Source organism: Marinobacter sp. PE14 (genome assembly GCF_053566155.1).
Genome location: NZ_JBQXNY010000007.1, coordinates 49,348 through 66,582, shown reverse-complemented (window position 1 = coordinate 66,582; position 17,235 = coordinate 49,348). Strand labels below are relative to the sequence as shown.

Annotated in this window: 11 protein-coding genes; 9 read left to right on the top strand and 2 right to left on the bottom strand. The window is 57.4% G+C overall.

Annotated elements, in window-relative coordinates:
* Position 1 precedes the first annotated feature (1 nt).
* From ACWJ62_RS18565 to ACWJ62_RS18525, 9 genes are all read left to right on the top strand, one after another.
* Positions 2 to 550 (top strand): pilus assembly protein PilP, encoded by a 549-nt coding sequence (locus ACWJ62_RS18565; RefSeq protein WP_449287525.1) that lies wholly within the window; start codon positions 2 to 4, stop codon positions 548 to 550.
* Positions 551 to 615: 65 nt separating this feature from the next.
* Positions 616 to 2,682 carry a type IV pilus secretin PilQ gene (gene pilQ / locus ACWJ62_RS18560; RefSeq protein WP_449287524.1) on the top strand — a complete coding sequence of 689 codons (2,067 nt, stop codon included), beginning with the start codon at positions 616 to 618 and terminating at the stop codon, positions 2,680 to 2,682.
* A 136-nt stretch (positions 2,683 to 2,818) separates the two neighbouring features.
* A complete protein-coding gene (aroK, locus tag ACWJ62_RS18555; protein WP_449287523.1) occupies positions 2,819 to 3,385 on the top strand; it encodes a shikimate kinase AroK in 567 nt (188 codons plus the stop codon).
* Positions 3,378 to 4,472, top strand: coding sequence for a 3-dehydroquinate synthase (gene aroB, locus ACWJ62_RS18550; RefSeq protein WP_449287522.1), 1,095 nt, complete (start codon positions 3,378 to 3,380; stop codon positions 4,470 to 4,472). The genes aroK and aroB overlap by 8 nt, the downstream gene beginning before the upstream one ends.
* Positions 4,473 to 4,527: 55 nt before the next feature.
* Complete coding sequence (locus ACWJ62_RS18545) at positions 4,528 to 6,039, top strand: SPOR domain-containing protein (protein WP_449287521.1); 1,512 nt, start codon at positions 4,528 to 4,530, stop codon at positions 6,037 to 6,039.
* Positions 6,040 to 6,251: 212 nt separating this feature from the next.
* Positions 6,252 to 10,700, top strand: coding sequence for a glutamate synthase large subunit (gene gltB / locus ACWJ62_RS18540; protein WP_449287520.1), 4,449 nt, complete (start codon positions 6,252 to 6,254; stop codon positions 10,698 to 10,700).
* A 72-nt stretch (positions 10,701 to 10,772) separates the two neighbouring features.
* Positions 10,773 to 12,191 carry an FAD-dependent oxidoreductase gene (locus tag ACWJ62_RS18535; RefSeq protein WP_449287519.1) on the top strand — a complete coding sequence of 473 codons (1,419 nt, stop codon included), beginning with the start codon at positions 10,773 to 10,775 and terminating at the stop codon, positions 12,189 to 12,191.
* Positions 12,192 to 12,318: 127 nt separating this feature from the next.
* Entirely contained in the window at positions 12,319 to 13,383 is a 1,065-nt protein-coding gene (gene hemE / locus ACWJ62_RS18530; RefSeq protein ID WP_449287518.1) for a uroporphyrinogen decarboxylase, read from the top strand.
* Positions 13,384 to 13,525: 142 nt separating this feature from the next.
* Positions 13,526 to 13,894: a PilZ domain-containing protein gene (locus tag ACWJ62_RS18525; RefSeq protein ID WP_449287517.1), complete on the top strand. Its 369-nt coding sequence runs from the start codon at positions 13,526 to 13,528 to the stop codon at positions 13,892 to 13,894.
* A 6-nt stretch (positions 13,895 to 13,900) separates the two neighbouring features.
* On the opposite strand, the gene radA is transcribed toward ACWJ62_RS18525, so the two are convergent.
* A complete protein-coding gene (gene radA, locus ACWJ62_RS18520) occupies positions 13,901 to 15,277 on the bottom strand; it encodes a DNA repair protein RadA (RefSeq protein WP_449287516.1) in 1,377 nt (458 codons plus the stop codon).
* Positions 15,278 to 15,394: 117 nt separating this feature from the next.
* Positions 15,395 to 17,056, bottom strand: coding sequence for an energy-dependent translational throttle protein EttA (ettA, locus tag ACWJ62_RS18515; protein WP_449287515.1), 1,662 nt, complete (start codon positions 17,054 to 17,056; stop codon positions 15,395 to 15,397).
* Between the last annotated feature and the right edge of the window lie 179 nt (positions 17,057 to 17,235).

The following is a 17,235-nucleotide window of genomic DNA, read 5'->3' as shown; positions in this document are numbered from 1 at the left end:
CATGACAGTAAAGCATGCGATAAGAGCCTGGCTGGGTGTTTGTCTGGTCTCCTTGCTGACGGCCTGTTCCCAGGGCAGCGGTTTTTCAGATTTAGATCAATTCATGGCAGATACTCGTGCAAAGCCGAGAGGCTTTGTAGAGCCTCTGCCGGAATTTAAAGCCTACGAGGCATTCAGTTATTCTGCTGCGGATCGTCGTGCCCCATTTGAGCCGCCAATCGATGTTCAATTGACCATGGTAGATGAGCAGCCGGTCAGCGATGTTGAGCCCGATCTGGATCGGCCTCGAGAAGTTCTGGAGAATTTCGACCTGAAAGCGCTTGAAATGGTCGGCACGCTTCAGGGTGCATCGGGTAACCTGTTCGCCCTGATTGAAGACGATACCGGCGGAATCCACCGAGTCCGCACGGGAAATTACATGGGGCAGAACTACGGTCGCATTGTGGGCGTTAGTGAAACCCGTATCGAGCTCATTGAAATCGTTCCCAATGGCCGGGGTGGCTGGGTCGAGCGTCCTCGCTCCCTGACCCTGGAAGAGGGCGCAGGCTAAGGAGCGGCTGTATGAAAGTTGAAAGAAACATGCACGTACAAAAAAGTTTAGGGTCGAGGCTAGCGATGTTCAGAAAACTCAATGTATACGTCAGCGTGATTGCTTTTGGGTTGTTATCCAGCCTGGCCAACGCGGTCACGCTGGAAGACGTGTCGTTTTCGTCGCTACCGGGCGAGCGGCTTGAGGTGACACTGCAATTTGATGGGGCGCCACCGGAACCCTCCGGTTACACCATTGAGCGCCCCGCTCGGATTGCCGTGGATCTTCGGGATACGACCAGTGGTCTTGATAGCCGAAGCGTGCCTCTGGGGTCGGGTAATGCCCAGAGCATGACCGTGGTTGAGACCAAGGATCGAACGCGCTTGATTTTCAACCTTGTCGAGCTGGTGCCCTATGACACAGTTCGTTCTGGCAACTCCCTGGTCATGACGATTGGTGGGCAGTCTGAGGGCGTTGTTGCCAGCTCCTCAACCTCCGCTTCTCAGAGCAGTGGAACAACCAACGCGGCGCCATCTAATGCTCTTGCCGGGGTCGATTTCCGTCGCGGTAAAGATGGCGAAGGCCGAGTGCTTGTGGATCTTGGTAGCTCCAGCACGCCGGTCGACCTGACAGAGCGTGCCGGCAAAATTCGTCTTACGATGGATGGAATTGCTGTGCCTGCCAATCTGCGGCGCCGGCTCGACGTTACTGATTTTGCCACGCCGGTTACTCGCATTGACACCTTTGTGGAAGGTGGCAATGCCGTTGTCGAGATCAGCCCGGAAGGCAACTACGACTACATCGCCTACCAGTCTGGTAGCCAGTTTACCGTCAGTGTCGAGGAGCTAAGCCAGGAAGAAGCCGAATCCCGCCGGGAAGAAAAGTTTCCGTATACCGGCGACAAGCTTTCCCTGAACTTCCAGGATATCGAAGTCCGCTCGGTACTTCAGCTGATAGCCGATTTCACCGGGCTGAATCTGGTGGCCAGTGACACTGTGGGCGGCAGCATCACTCTGCGTCTTCAGAATGTCCCCTGGGATCAGGCGCTTGATCTGATCCTGAAGACCAAGGGTCTTGATAAGCGTCAGATCGGTAACGTCTTGTTGGTCGCGCCTGCCGATGAGATCGCAGCTAGGGAGAAGCTTGAGCTTGAAACTAGCAAACAGATTGCTGAGTTGGCTCCCGTGCGCCTCGATATCATTCAGGTTAACTATGCAAAGGCGGCCGATATTGTTGCTTTGATCAAGGAAGATGAGGAACTGATTTCTGATCGGGGTTTTGTGTCCTCTGATGTTAGGACAAACACGATCAGTGTCAGGGAGACCGCGGAAAAGTTAGAGGAAATTCGCAGGCTGGTTTCAACTTGGGATGTTCCTGTGCGTCAAGTCTCTATCGAGGCTCGTATTGTGCGGGCTCAAACGAATGTTGCCGAGAACCTGGGTGTTCGATGGGGTGGTGCCGCCTACGATGTTAGTGGCGACAACGTGTTCACAGTCGGTGGTTCTCAGGGATCGCTGCAGGAGGCTCGTGACGCAGCTGCCGGGAATAGCAACACGATTTCTTTCCCGGGAGCACTTGCCGTTGATCTTGGTGTTAGTGGTGAAGGTACGTCCTCCTTCGCCATTGGGTGGGGCAGTGACAACTTCCTCGTTGATCTGGAGTTGTCCGCTTTGGAGAGTGATGGCCAGGCCGAGGTTGTTTCCCAGCCAAGGGTGGTTACTGCTGATCGCCAAACAGCATCTATCAAATCAGGTGAGGAAATTCCTTATCAAGAGGCCACTTCCAGTGGTGCGACCAATATAGAATTTAAAGAAGCGGTTCTTTCACTGGAAGTGACACCTCAAATCACGCCTGATGACAAAATCATTATGGACTTGGTAGTAAACCAGGATTCCAGAGGTGAAGTTACAGCTGGCATTCCGTCCATCAATACAAACTCTGTTACTACACAGGTTCTGGTTGGCAACGGCGAGACAGTAGTTCTGGGTGGCATTTTCCAGTCTGAGGTTGCGACTCAAACGACCAAGACGCCGTTCCTTGGAGATATCCCTTATTTGGGTCGGATGTTTAAGCGCACTGAGCATCTCGATGAGCGCAGCGAGCTGTTGATCTTCATTACACCGAAGATCATCAAGAACGATCTGCTTCGTTAATCGGTGCAGGTAAAAAGCCGCCGCTTAAAACCGGCGGCTTTTTTGTGCCCGAAATTGACGCGAGATGGGTCCTGAACTTATGCAATTACGGGCCCTGTGATATTCTCACCCGCCTGAACAAAACTGAGCGGAAGTTATGTCTTTGCCGAAACGCGTTGTCTTGGTTGGTCCCATGGGAGCAGGGAAAAGCACGATTGGCCGGATGCTCGCCAAAGAGCTCGGCTATCGTTTTCTTGATTCTGATCGCATCATTGAAGAGCGGTGCGGGGCCAACATTCCGTGGATTTTTGACGTTGAGGGCGAGGACGGATTCCGTTTGCGGGAAACAGCCATGCTGGACGAGTTGTCCCACGAGGATCGGACTGTGTTGGCTACTGGTGGTGGAGCCGTCATGCGCCAGGAAAATCATCCGATCCTCAAGAGGGATGCAACGGTCATCTATCTGAAAACATCCATAGAGCAGCAGGTGGAGCGAACACGCAAGGACCGCAATCGGCCTTTGCTACAGAACGACGACCCCGAGGCGGTCTTGCGGAAACTGTTCTCGATCCGCGATCCGCTGTATTCAGATCTGGCAGACATCATTATGTACACGGACAGAAAGAGTCCCCGGCTGGTGGTGCGTCAGTTGGTGAATCGGCTGAATCCGAAAACGCCGCGTCACAAAAGACAGATACGTAAGGAAGGTCGCAATCATGTCTAGTCGGTATCGCGAGCTCTCGGTAGAGCTCGGTGAGCGCAGCTACCCCATATTCATCGCTGAGGACCTTCTTGGCACTCAGGATCTGTCAGCTTATGTTTCCGGGGCGCAGGTCATGATCGTTACCAATGAGACTGTGGAACCACTCTATCTTGAACGGGCGAAAGCCTGCTTTCCGGGGAAGCGGGTTGATACCGTCGTACTTCCGGATGGCGAGAAGTTCAAGGACTGGCAGACTCTAAACAGCATCTTTGACGGCCTCCTTAAACAGCGCCACACCCGGAAAACCACTCTGGTTGCCCTCGGCGGAGGTGTGGTCGGGGATATGGCTGGCTTTGCAGCAGCCTGTTATCAACGTGGTGTGCCATTCATCCAGATTCCAACGACGCTGCTTTCCCAGGTGGACTCTTCTGTTGGTGGCAAAACTGGCATCAATCACCCGCTTGGCAAGAACATGATTGGGGCTTTCCATCAGCCGCGAGCGGTGTTGATAGACACCGCGAGTCTGCAGACTTTGCCCGCCAGAGAGGTGTCAGCGGGGCTGGCGGAAGTAATCAAGTACGGGCTGATCCGGGATCAGGGCTTCCTTGGCTGGCTTGAAGAGCACATGGATGCGTTGGTCAGCCTTGATCCGGAAGCGCTGGCAGAAGCCATCTTCAGGTCCTGCGCCTGCAAGGCCGAAATTGTTGCACTCGACGAGCGCGAAGGTGGTCTCAGGGCGATACTGAATCTCGGTCACACCTTCGGGCACGCGATTGAAACCTATGCCGGTTATGGCAACTGGCTGCATGGAGAAGCAGTGGGCACTGGTATGCTGATGGCTGCCGAATTGTCGGCGCTTGAGGGAATGATCAGCCGTGACGATTGTGATCGCATAAACCGACTGATTCTCAGGGCCGGGCTACCGGATAAGCCGCCGGTTACAATGACGGCCGATGACTTTATGGGCCTGATGGCTGTCGACAAGAAAAACGTGGATGGCCTTTTGAGGCTGGTCCTGCTTCGTTCGGTTGGAGACGCCGTGATCACATCCGAAGCAAGTCCTGAAAACCTTGCTCTCACCTTTGCACGTTTCTGCAGTTCGGCATGATGACGGCCTGAAGGTGTCAATGATTTGGTAGCGGACCAGAAGACAAGGAAGACCCGTGACTGAAGAAAGCTTGAACAGTCTTGATGGCGGCGGCCTGTTCCCCAGGTTGCAGCATCGCTATAGCCTCCGTGCCAACCCGCTGGAAATGGAGACGCCGTTTTTTCCGGATGCCATGCGCCATCACGCTCTGGAAGCATTGCGCCATCTATGCGGTTTTGGCGATATGGCTCTGCTATTGACCGGTGCTGCTGGCTCGGGCAAAACCCGGATACTGGCGGAGCTGGTCCGCAGCGAATCATCCAGACTCGATTTTCACCGGATACCGGCTGCGGCGCTGACCAGCGCCCAGGCCCTTGCCCGGGACCTGAAAGCGGTTTCTCGTTCAAATCTCGGCCCGGAAGACAGCCCTCGAGACCTGGTTTATGGGTTTTTCCGGTGGTCTGAATCGCGGGTCCGAAAGGGCCAGCGTATGGTTCTTTTGATTGACGATGCCGACCGGGCGCCGACGGAGTTGCTACGGCTGATCCTGTCCGCCTATCTGGCTTCAGAACGCGGCTCTTCTGCAGTTCCGGTGTTTGCTGGTACGGATAGCCTGGTCCAGTCGATGGGCCTGGATGATGCAAGCACGAGTGTCCACCAGATACATCTGCGGCCTCTCACCAGGGATGAAATCGTTGCCTATCTGGAACCACGGGTTCACGCTGCCGGCGGCAAAACGGGGGAACTTCTGAGCCCGGGCAGGGTCTCCAAAATCCATGCCCTGAGTCAGGGTAGTTTTGCGCGACTCAAACGTGTGACTCCGGGTGTTTGGCTGGACATGGTGGCCTCGCCGAGTGCCGATCGCTCGAGGCACGTCCCGTGGAAGCGGTTCCTTTTGCCGGGACTGGCGCTTGTTCTTCTCGCGGGCTCCTGGTGGTTCGTGTCGCGCCAGTATGATGAATCCGTCGCCGGCGAGACTGTGAAAGCACCGGAGCCGGTGAGAAAGAGCATAACCATTGGGCCTGAAACGGAGAATTCAGTGCCACCCCTGGATGAGCCGCCGCAGGACAAGCCTGCCGTGGAGCCTGAAACGGTATTGACAGAGCCGGTAACCGAGCCGGAAGCTGACCAGCCAGAGCCAGAGCCAGAGCCAGAGCCAGAGCCAGAGCCAGAGCCAGAGCCAGAGCCAGAGCCAGAGCCAGAGCCAGAGCCAGAGCCAGAGCCAGAGCCAGAGCCAGAGCCAGAGCCAGAGCCAGAGCCAGAGCCAGAGCCAGAGCCAGAGCCAGCTCCGGGCTTCGCTCCGGAAAATCCGACGTATTTTTCGGCGATTGATCAGGTACGGGCTCGTGGAGGCTGGACCATTCAGCTGGTGGCCGGCAATCTCGAGCAGACTGCTCTGAACGTGATCTCCCGCTATTCACAGCTTGGTGATCTGGTCTACACACGCGGGGAAAGGCAAGGCCAGCCCTGGTTTATGGTATTCTATGGGCAATTCCCGACCCGGGAGGCGGCAAATGCCGCGGCATCGGGTTTGCCAGAGGAACTGGCTTCCCGGTCACCCTGGGTGCGTCCGGTCGACAATTTATAGCGCCGCCGTTTTCGGCGCTAACTCGTTGTTCCATAACCTTGTCGACTGGTAATTCCGGTTTCGGCTTCCCACAATAACGTCACGCCGATTTGAGTACGTATTTCTACGTGTGTAAAATAGCCAGCCCTCATTTTCAGTGTCGAAGGGTGGTTGTTTGGCTGCACGCCAATTAACCCTTTGATTGAAAAGCATTTCTACGCGAGAGAACGCTTATGATGACAGGTTTGTATCATCCCGATGAATTCAGGGACAACTGCGGATTCGGTCTGATTGCCCACATGAAGGGCGAGGCCAGCCACAAGTTGTTGCAAACTGCCATCGAGTCTCTGACCTGCATGACCCACCGAGGTGGTATCGCTGCAGACGGAAAGACCGGCGATGGTTGTGGCCTTCTGATCCAGAGCCCGGATGGCTTTCTGAAAAAAGCCGCCAAGGCAGCGTTTGGCAAGGAGCCGGGCGATCTTTTTGCTGTCGGCCAGGTCTTCCTGAACCCCGATGAGGCCAAGGCCTCGGCTGGTCGTGCGGCCATCGAGAAACGGTTGACGGAGCAGGGGCTGGAGATTCTCGGCTGGCGCGACGTGCCGGTCGATGACAGCTGTCTTGGCCCCATGGCGCTTGATTGCCTGCCCCGCATCGAGCAGGTCTTCGTGGTGCCTGGCGGCAAGGCAGAGCGTGATTTTGCGATCAGTCTGTTCGTGGGCCGTCGCCACGCCGAAAGCGATATGGCCGACGATCCCGAGTTCTACATCTGCAGCCTGTCACACCGCACCCTGGCCTATAAGGGCCTGATGATGCCGGCAGATCTGGCAAACTTCTACAAGGATCTGGGTGACCCCGATCTCGAGACCGCCATCTGTGTTTTCCATCAGCGGTTCTCCACCAACACCATGCCACGCTGGCCGCTGGCCCAGCCGTTCCGGTATCTGGCCCACAACGGTGAGATCAACACCATTGACGGCAACCGCAACTGGGCCATCGCCCGAGCCGCCAAGTTCAGCTCTCCGGAATTGCCGGATCTGCAGACCCTGCAGCCTCTGGTGAACCTCACCGGTTCTGACTCCTCAAGCATGGACAATATGCTGGAGGTGCTGCTTGCCGGCGGCGTTGACCTCTTCCGCGCGGTTCGCATGATGATTCCGCCAGCCTGGCAGAATGTCGACAGCATGGATTCAGAGCTGCGTGCGTTTTACGAGTACAACTCCATGCACATGGAGCCCTGGGATGGTCCTGCCGGCCTGGTCATGTCAGACGGTCGCTATGCGGTCTGTATGCTCGACCGGAACGGTCTGCGCCCCGCGCGGTGGGTCATCACCAAGGATGATTTCATCACGCTGGCCTCGGAGATCGGAACTTACGGCTATGAGCCGGACGATGTGGTTGCCAAAGGCCGTGTCGGACCGGGTCAGATGCTGGCGATCGACACAGAATCCGGTGAAGTCCTGCACACCAAGGACATTGATCAGCGTCTGAAGACCGCTCAGCCCTACAAGCGCTGGCTGCGGGAAAACGCTCTCCGCGTCGAGACCACCTTGAATCAGGACACTCCGGACTTCAGGCTGATGGATTCCGACGAGCTTCTGGTGCACCAGAAGATGTTCATGGTCTCCTTCGAGGAGCGTGACCAGGTCCTGCGTCCGCTGGCGGAGAACGGCCAGGAAGCGGTCGGATCCATGGGCGACGATACCCCGATGGCCGTGCTCTCGAGCAAGGTGCGCCATGTGGCGGATTACTTCCGGCAGAAGTTTGCCCAGGTGACCAACCCGGCGATTGACCCCCTGCGTGAGTCGATAGTCATGTCCCTGGAGACCTGTCTGGGTGCCGAGCGCAACGTGTTCGAGGAAACCGCCGATCACGCGGATCGCATCATCCTGACTACGCCCGTACTGTCTCCGGCCAAGTTCCTGAAAATCGCCAATAACGAGCGCCCGGGTTTCGAGGTCGCGCGTATTGCCATGAGCTACCGTCCGGAGCAGGGGCTGGAGCAGGCGATTCGCCAGGTGTGTGACGAAGCGGAACAGGCCGTCCGGGATGGCAAAGTGCTGCTGATCCTCACCGATAAAGATCTGAAGGAAGGTGAACTGCCGGTCAATGCCCTGATGGCAACCGGTGCGGTCCACCACCACCTGGTCAAGAAAGGATTGCGCTGCGATTCCAACATCGTTGTTGAAACCGGTTGGGCTCGCGATCCCCATCATTTCGCCGTGCTCTTCGGTTTTGGTGCAACGGCGGTCTATCCGTACCTCGCTTACCAGGTTCTGAACGACCTGATCCGTACCGGCGAACTGCTGATGGATCCGATCGATGCCAAGAACAACTACCGGAAGGGCATCAACAAGGGGCTGCTGAAGATACTGTCGAAGATGGGAATTTCGACCATCACTTCCTACCGTGGCGCCCAGCTGTTTGAGGCGGTCGGTCTGGCTGATGATGTCGTTGACCTGTGCTTCAAGGGTGTGCCCAGCAGAATCCAGGGTGCCGGGTTCTACGACTTCCAGCAGGACCAGGAGCAACTGGCGTCCGTGGCCTGGAAGCCGCGCAAGCCTATCATCCAGGGTGGCCTGCTGAAGTACGTCCATGGCCAGGAGTACCATGCCTTCAACCCGGATGTGGTCGGCAAGCTCCAGGAAGCGGTAACCAGTGGCGACTATGGCCACTACAAGGAGTACGCCGGTCTGGTTAACGAGCGCCCGGTTGCGACGCTCCGTGACCTTTTGGTCTTCCGGAAAGACATCAAGCCGATTGATATCTCGGACGTAGAGCCTGTTGAAAACATCTTCCCTCGCTTTGATTCGGCCGGTATGTCACTAGGTGCCCTGTCACCCGAGGCCCATGAGGCGCTGGCGGTGGCCATGAATACCTTGGGCAGCCGGTCCAACTCGGGTGAAGGCGGTGAAGATCCCGCTCGCTATGGCACTGAGAAACGGTCAAAAATCAAACAGATCGCGTCTGGACGTTTTGGCGTTACAGCTGAATACCTGCGTAGTGCCGATGTCATGCAGATCAAGGTGGCCCAGGGTGCCAAGCCAGGTGAAGGCGGCCAGTTGCCGGGTGGCAAGGTCAATGAATTGATCGCTCGCCTGCGTTATTCGGTCCCGGGCGTAACGCTGATTTCACCGCCACCGCATCACGATATCTATTCCATCGAGGATCTGGCCCAGCTGATCTTCGATCTCAAACAGGTCAATCCGCAGGCTCTGGTGTCGGTGAAGCTGGTCTCTGAGCCCGGTGTCGGTACGATTGCCGCAGGTGTGGCCAAGGCGTACGCCGACCTGATCACGGTGTCCGGTTACGATGGTGGTACAGCGGCCAGCCCGCTGACGTCGATCCGCTACGCCGGCTCTCCGTGGGAGTTGGGGTTGACAGAAACCCAGCAGGCGCTGCGAGCCAATGACCTGCGTGGCAAGATTCGCCTGCAAACTGATGGCGGCCTGAAAACAGGTCTGGACGTGGTAAAAGGCGCGATCCTTGGTGCTGAGAGTTTCGGTTTTGGTACCACCCCGATGGTGGCGCTGGGTTGTAAATACCTGCGCATCTGTCACCTGAACAACTGCGCAACCGGCGTGGCGACCCAGAACGATCACCTTCGTGAAGAGCACTTCAAGGGCACGGTGGAAATGGCGATGAATTTCTTCCGCTTCGTGGCGGAGGAGACCCGTGAGTGGATGGCCAAACTGGGCGTGCGTACCCTGGAAGAGCTTGTCGGTCGCGTTGACCTGCTGGAACGCCTGCCCGGGGATACCGAGCGCCAGAAGAAGCTGGATCTGAGTCGCTTGCTGTCCAACGACCATATTCCTGCGGACAAGCCGCAGACCTGTCAGGTCGAACGGAATCACCCGTTCGATGAGGGCAAGCTCGCGGAACAGATGGTTCAGGATACCGCTGCGGCGATCAAAGAGAAGAGCGGAGGCGCCTGGTCCTATCGGGTCACCAACTGTGATCGCTCTATTGGCGCCCGCCTGTCTGGTGAAATCGCCCAGATCCATGGTAACCAGGGTATGGTTGATGCACCGATCACCCTGGACCTGACCGGCACAGCCGGCCAGAGCTTTGGCGTCTGGAACGTGGGTGGTCTCAACCTGATCCTTGAAGGGGATGCCAACGACTACGTCGGAAAAGGCATGACCGGTGGCAAGCTGGTCGTGAAGCCGCCCCGCGGCAGCGCGTTCAAAACCCAGGAAACCTCTATCGTCGGTAATACCTGTCTCTACGGCGCAACTGGCGGAAAACTCTTTGCTGCCGGAACCGCGGGCGAGCGTTTTGCAGTTCGAAATTCCGGCGCCCATGCGGTTGTGGAAGGCGCTGGCGACCATTGCTGCGAATACATGACCGGTGGTCTGGTGACGGTGCTGGGCTCTACTGGCCACAACTTCGGTGCGGGTATGACCGGTGGTTTTGCTTACGTCATGGATATAAACAACACGTTCGTGGACAAATACAACCACGAGCTGGTGGAAATCCAGCGGATTTCCAGCGAGGACATGGAGTCCTACCGCAATCACCTGCGCGGTGTTATCCGGGAGCACATCTCGGAAACCGGCAGTGAGTGGGCAGAGCACATTCTTGAGAATTTCGACGATTACATCGGCCGCTTCTGGCTGGTGAAACCCAAGGCTGCGAATCTGCGCAGTCTGCTGGCCAGCACCCGGGCGCGTCCGGAATAAGAGGCTGAGAGGGTTTGGGGCGTGCAGCCTGGCTGCCGCCCTTGTCGAAATCGAGTTGATGAGAGCATCCAGATGAAAGAACGACTGAGTAATGACTTCCAGTTTGTCGAGGTTGGACGTGTCGACCCGAAGAAGGTCCCGGCCAAGAAGCGGAAGAAAGAGTTTGGTGAAATTTATCACCCCTTCACGGCAGATAACGCGGCATCCCAGTCCCACCGCTGTCTTGAATGTGGTAACCCCTATTGCGAGTGGAAGTGCCCGGTTCATAACTATATTCCGAACTGGCTCAAGCTGGTTTCCGAAGGCAATATCATGCGGGCCGTCGAGTTGTGTCACCAGACCAACTCCTTGCCTGAAGTTTGCGGCCGCGTTTGTCCACAGGATCGCCTGTGTGAGGGTGCCTGTACGCTGAACGACGGGTACGGAGCGGTTACCATCGGGTCTGTCGAGAAGTACATTACCGACACCGCCTTTGCGCTGGGCTGGAAACCGGATATGTCCGCCGTGAAGTGGACAGACAAGAAGGTTGCCGTCATCGGCGCCGGACCTGCCGGTCTGGGCTGCGCGGACGTTCTGGTTCGCAATGGCGTCAAGCCGGTTGTATTCGATATCTATCCGGAAATCGGTGGTCTGCTGACCTTCGGTATTCCCGAGTTCAAGCTGGAAAAATCCGTCATGACCCGCCGCCGCAAGGTGTTCGAGGAGATGGGCGTGGAATTCCGCCTGTCTACCGAGGTGGGCAAGGACGTTCAGCTGCAGGATATCATTGACGAGTACGATGCCGTTTTCATGGGCATGGGCACCTACACCTACATGAAAGGCGGTTTCCCGGGAGAGAATCTGCCGGGCGTCTACGATGCACTGCCGTTCCTGGTATCCAACGTTAACCGTCGTCTGGGCTTCGAGAAAGACGAAGCGGACTTCATTGACATGAAAGGCAAGCGGGTGGTTGTTCTGGGTGGCGGTGATACAGCCATGGACTGCAATCGCACGTCGATCCGTCAACAGGCCGAGAGCGTTACCTGTGCCTACCGCCGTGACGAGGCCAACATGCCGGGCTCCCGGAAGGAAGTGGCCAACGCCAAGGAAGAGGGCGTTAAGTTCTTCTTCAACCGTCAGCCTATTGCCATCATTGGCGAAGACCGGGTTGAAGGTGTGAAAGTGGTCCAGACCCGACTGGGCGATCCTGATGAAAACGGCCGTCGCCGTCCGGAAGTAGTCCCGGGCAGTGAGGAGGTCATTCCTGCGGACGCGGTTCTGGTCGCCTTCGGTTTCCGTCCGAGCCCGGCCGACTGGTTCGATGAGCTGAAGGTGAATACCGACGATTCGGGCCGGGTAACCGCGCCGGAGGAGTCCGACTTCATGTTCCAGACCAGCAACGAGAAAATCTTCGCGGGTGGGGACATGGTCCGCGGTTCGGATCTGGTCGTAACCGCTATCTGGGAAGGCCGTCAGGCTGCCGAAGGTATCATGGATTTCCTGGATATCTGATTGCAGGATTGATCCTGATCAGAAGGGCGGTTTCCTAAGGGAAAGCCGCCCTTTTTTATTCCCGCAAACCGGGTATTATGGCTCCCCATCCAATTTTCCCCTTTGTACAGAATACGCTGGATTTCCTATGACCGAGCTGAAGAATGACCGTTTCCTGCGCGCCCTTATGCGCCAGCCCGTGGACCGCACACCGGTTTGGATGATGCGACAGGCAGGGCGATACCTGCCGGAGTACCGTGCGACCAGGGCCAAGGCCGGGGATTTTCTCAGCTTGTGTAAAAACACGCCGTTGGCCTGTGAAGTGACGCTGCAACCTCTGGAGCGTTTCCCGCTGGACGCTGCGATCCTGTTTTCAGACATCCTGACGATTCCGGATGCTCTGGGTCTCGGCCTGTACTTCGAAACCGGCGAAGGCCCTAAATTCCGGAATACGATCCGTTCCGAAGCCGACGTTGCGGCTCTACCCAAGATCAACGCTGAAGTGGATCTGGACTACGTCATGAACGCGGTTTCTACCATCCGGGGTGCCTTGAATGGCAGCGTTCCCTTGATCGGCTTCTCCGGCAGCCCGTGGACCCTCGCCACCTATATGATTGAAGGCAGCTCTTCCAAGGATTTCAGGGAGGCGAAGAAGCTCATGTACGGCCAGCCTGAGGTTATGCACCGCTTGCTGGACCATCTGGCCGACGCGGTCATTGATTACCTCAATGGCCAGATCAAGGCTGGTGCCCAGGCCGTTCAGATTTTCGATACCTGGGGCGGCGTTTTGAGCAGCTGGGCGTATGAAGAGTTCTCGCTTCGCTACATGAAGAAGATCGTTGACGGCCTGATTCGCGAGAATGATGGTCGCCGGGTGCCGGTGATCCTGTTTACCAAGAATGGCGGTCAGTGGCTGGAATCCATTGCCGATTCCGGTGCAGATGCCGTTGGGCTGGACTGGACCACGGATATCGGCAATGCCCGCGCTCGCATTGGCGACCGGGTGGCCCTCCAGGGCAACATGGATCCGGCCATGCTGTATGCGCCGCCCGAGCGGATTCGTCAGGAAGTGGCCGATATCCTGAGGCGCTTCGGTTCCGGCAATGGGCATATCTTCAACCTTGGTCACGGCATTACGCCGGATGTGGATCCGGAGCATGCCAAGGCGTTTATTGAAGCCGTCGTTGAATTGAGCCCGGACTATCACCGTTAAGACTGCACGCCAGTAGGTCGGGTTAAGCACGCATAGCGTGCTGTAACCCGACAAGTTCCGCACAACCCAAAACTCCTCTGGATGCATTCTTCTGTCCGGTCTATAGTCAGGTAAAACAAGACTGGTAAACAGGAGTAACCACTTGCCCACCAAGACTCCCGAAAAACGCCGATTCCACCGGATCGATTTCGACGCGCCCTGCGAGCTGCATTGCCTGGATGCTGTCTGGAAGACCGAGGTGCTGGATATTTCTTTGAAGGGCGTTCTCGTAAAACGCCCGGAAGGGTGGGACGTACCGTTAAAGCAGCCCTGTGAAGTGATTGTTCACCTGAATGATCACGAGGCAGGTATTGTGATGGCAGTGGAGCTTCGGCATATAGAGCCGCACAGGCTTGGTTTTAAATGCCAGTACATTGACCTCGACAGCGCGACCCACCTCAAGCGCCTCGTTGAGCTCAACCTGGGGGACCAGGCGTTGCTCGAACGAGAGTTCGCGCATCTTATCGACTAGATCCCTCTAAAGTTCTTCCAAAGCCGTGAGGGCATCACTCAGTTTCGTCACCGGAATCACCTTCATGCCTTCGATGGTCTTACGCGGCGCGTTGGCTTTGGGCACCAGGGCCCGGGTGAATCCGTGTTTGGCGGCTTCGTAGATGCGCTCCTGGCCGCTGGGCACCGGGCGGATTTCCCCGGAAAGGCCGACTTCGCCGAAGATCACCAGGTCTTGCGGTAGGGCGCGGTCTCGGAACGAGGAGACTATAGCGGCCAGTAGTGCCAGGTCGGCGCTGGTTTCGTTCACCTTTACACCACCCACTACGTTTACGAACACGTCCTGGTCGGATACGTGCATACCGCCATGGCGGTGCAGAACGGCAAGGAGCATGGCCAGGCGGTTTTGATCGAGGCCAACCGCGACCCGTCTCGGGTAGCCGCCCTGGGCCATATCCACCAGGGCCTGGATCTCCACCAGCATCGGGCGGGTGCCTTCCCAGACGACCATCACCACGCTTCCCGGGGCCGCGTCTTCGCCGCGGTTCAGGAAGATCGCGCTAGGGTTTTTCACTTCCTTGAGTCCCTGTTCCAGCATGGCGAATACGCCCAGTTCATTCACCGCACCAAAACGGTTCTTGATGCCGCGCAGGGTTCGATAACGGCTGTCGCTGGAGCCTTCAAGCAGAATCGAGCAGTCGATCATGTGTTCCAGCACTTTCGGGCCGGCCAGACTGCCGTCTTTGGTGACGTGGCCTACCAGGAACAGGATGGTGCCGGTCTGCTTGGCGAAACGTGTCAGGTAGGCTGCGCTTTCGCGTACCTGGGAGACACTGCCAGGGGCGGACTCGATATCCGCCATGTGCATCACCTGAATACTGTCTACCACCAGAATCCGGGGTTTTTCCGCCTCGGCCACCTGCATGACCCGTTCGACACTGGTTTCGGACAGCATCTTCAGGTCTTTGGTCGGAAGGCCCAGCCGTTTGGCGCGCATGGCTACCTGCTGCAGGGATTCCTCACCGGTGACATACAAAGCGGTGACGCTTGCAGCCAGATGACAGACGGCCTGGAGTAGAAGGGTACTCTTGCCCGCGCCCGGGTGGCCGCCCATCAGAACAGCCGACCCCTCGACGAGACCTCCGCCCAGAACCCGATCAAACTCCTGCATGCCGGAGCTGATGCGGGGCTGCTCGGCGAGGCTGACGTCATCCAGGCTCTGAACCTCGGACAAGCTGCCAGCGAATCCTTCAAAGCGAGCGCCGCGGGCGCCTTTGCTATTGCTACTGACGCCGCGGACTTCGCTGATGGTGTTCCAGGCCTGGCAGGCCGTGCACTGGCCCTGCCATTTGGAATAGTCTGAACCGCATTCGGTGCAGACGTAGGCGGTCTTGGATTTTGCCATGAAGGGTAGTTGCCTGATTGTTCGTCGGATTACGGCTTTGCCTAATCCGACCTACGGTCTGGTTCTGGCGTTTGTAGGTCGGATTAGGCCCGCAGGGCCGTAATCCGACACAGGGCCTTACGCAAGCTTCTTGTACTTCATGCGCTGCGGCTGCATCGCTGAATCACCCTTGCGCTTCTTGAAGTCCTCATCGTACTCCGTGAAGTTACCCTCGAAGTACACCACCTCGCCATCATCCTCGAACGCAAGGATGTGGCTGGCTACACGGTCAAGGAACCAGCGGTCGTGCGAGATAACCAGGGCAGAACCCGGGAAATTCAGCAGGGCTTCTTCCAGGGCGCGAAGGGTTTCCACGTCGAGATCGTTGGTCGGCTCATCCAGCAGCAGCACGTTGCCGCCCTGTTTCAGCAGCTTGGCCAGGTGCAAACGGTTGCGTTCGCCGCCGGACAGGTCGCCAACCCGCTTCTGCTGGTCGCTGCCCTTGAAGTTGAAGCGACCAACGTAGGCCCGGGAGGGCGTCTCATAGTTACCCACCTTGATGATGTCGTTGCCGTCTGAGAGTTCCTCCCACACTGTTTTGCTGCCATCGAGGTCGCGCATCTGGTCCACATAGGCCAGTTCCACGGTTTCCCCGACGGTGATGTCGCCAGAATCCGGCTTGTCGAAACCGGCAATCATCTTGAACAGAGTGGATTTGCCGGCACCATTACCACCGATAATGCCCACAATGGCGCCGGGCGGTACGCTGAAGGACACGTCCTCATACAGCAGGCGGTCACCGAAGGACTTGCTGATACCGTCAACCTCGATCACTTTGTTGCCCAGACGGGGTCCGGGTGGAATGTAAAGCTCGTTGGTCTCGTTACGCTTCTGGAATTCCTGGGAACTCATCTCCTCGAAACGGGCCAGACGGGCCTTGCTCTTGGACTGACGGCCCTTGGCGTTGCTGCGCACCCACTCCAGTTCCTGTTTGATGGCTTTCTGGTGAGAGGCTTCCTGTTTGGATTCCATCTCCAGGCGCTTTTCCTTGTTCTCCAGCCACTGGCTGTAGTTGCCTTCGAACGGAATGCCATGGCCGCGGTCCAGTTCCAGGATCCAGCCGGCGACGTTATCGAGGAAGTACCGGTCGTGAGTGATGGCGACCACGGTGCCTTCGTAGTCGTGCAGGAATCGCTCCAGCCAGGCCACGGATTCGGCATCCAGATGGTTGGTAGGCTCGTCCAGCAGCAGCATGTCCGGGCCGGACAGCAGCAGACGGCAAAGAGCCACCCGGCGGCGCTCACCACCGGAAAGAAGGTTCACTTTCTGATCCCAGGGTGGAAGACGCAGGGCGTCCGCGGCCACTTCCATCTTGCGTTCAATATCGTGGCCGTCGGTGGCCTGGATGTAGGCCTCCAGTTCGCCCTGTTTCTTGGCCAGGGCGTCAAAATCCGCATCCGGTTCGGCGTAGGCCGCGTACACCTGGTCCAATTCGGCCAGGGCGTCATGCACACCGGAAACCGACTCATCCACGATTTCCTTGACGGTTTTCTCTTCGTCCAGCTCCGGCTCCTGGGGCAGATAGCCCACGTTGATGCCGGGCTGCGGGCGGGCTTCACCGATGTAATCCTGGTCTACGCCCGCCATAATGCGGAGCAGGGTGGATTTACCGGCACCGTTGAGGCCCAGAACGCCGATCTTGGCGCCGGGGAAGAAGCTCAGGGAGATGTCTTTCAGAATCTCGCGCTTGGGCGGGACCACCTTGCCCACGCGGTTCATGGTGTAAACGTATTGGGCCATGTTGGCAGAATCCTTTTATCAAACAATCGCTTGAGAAATGAATACACGTCAGGTGCCTGATCAAGGCCTTCGGGGTGGGCGATCCGGGATCGTCAAAATCAGGGATGATTTTGTCGAGCGTACAGGGACGTATTTACAGCGTATCCCGGATCGCCCACCCCGAGGGCCGACACCTCGGG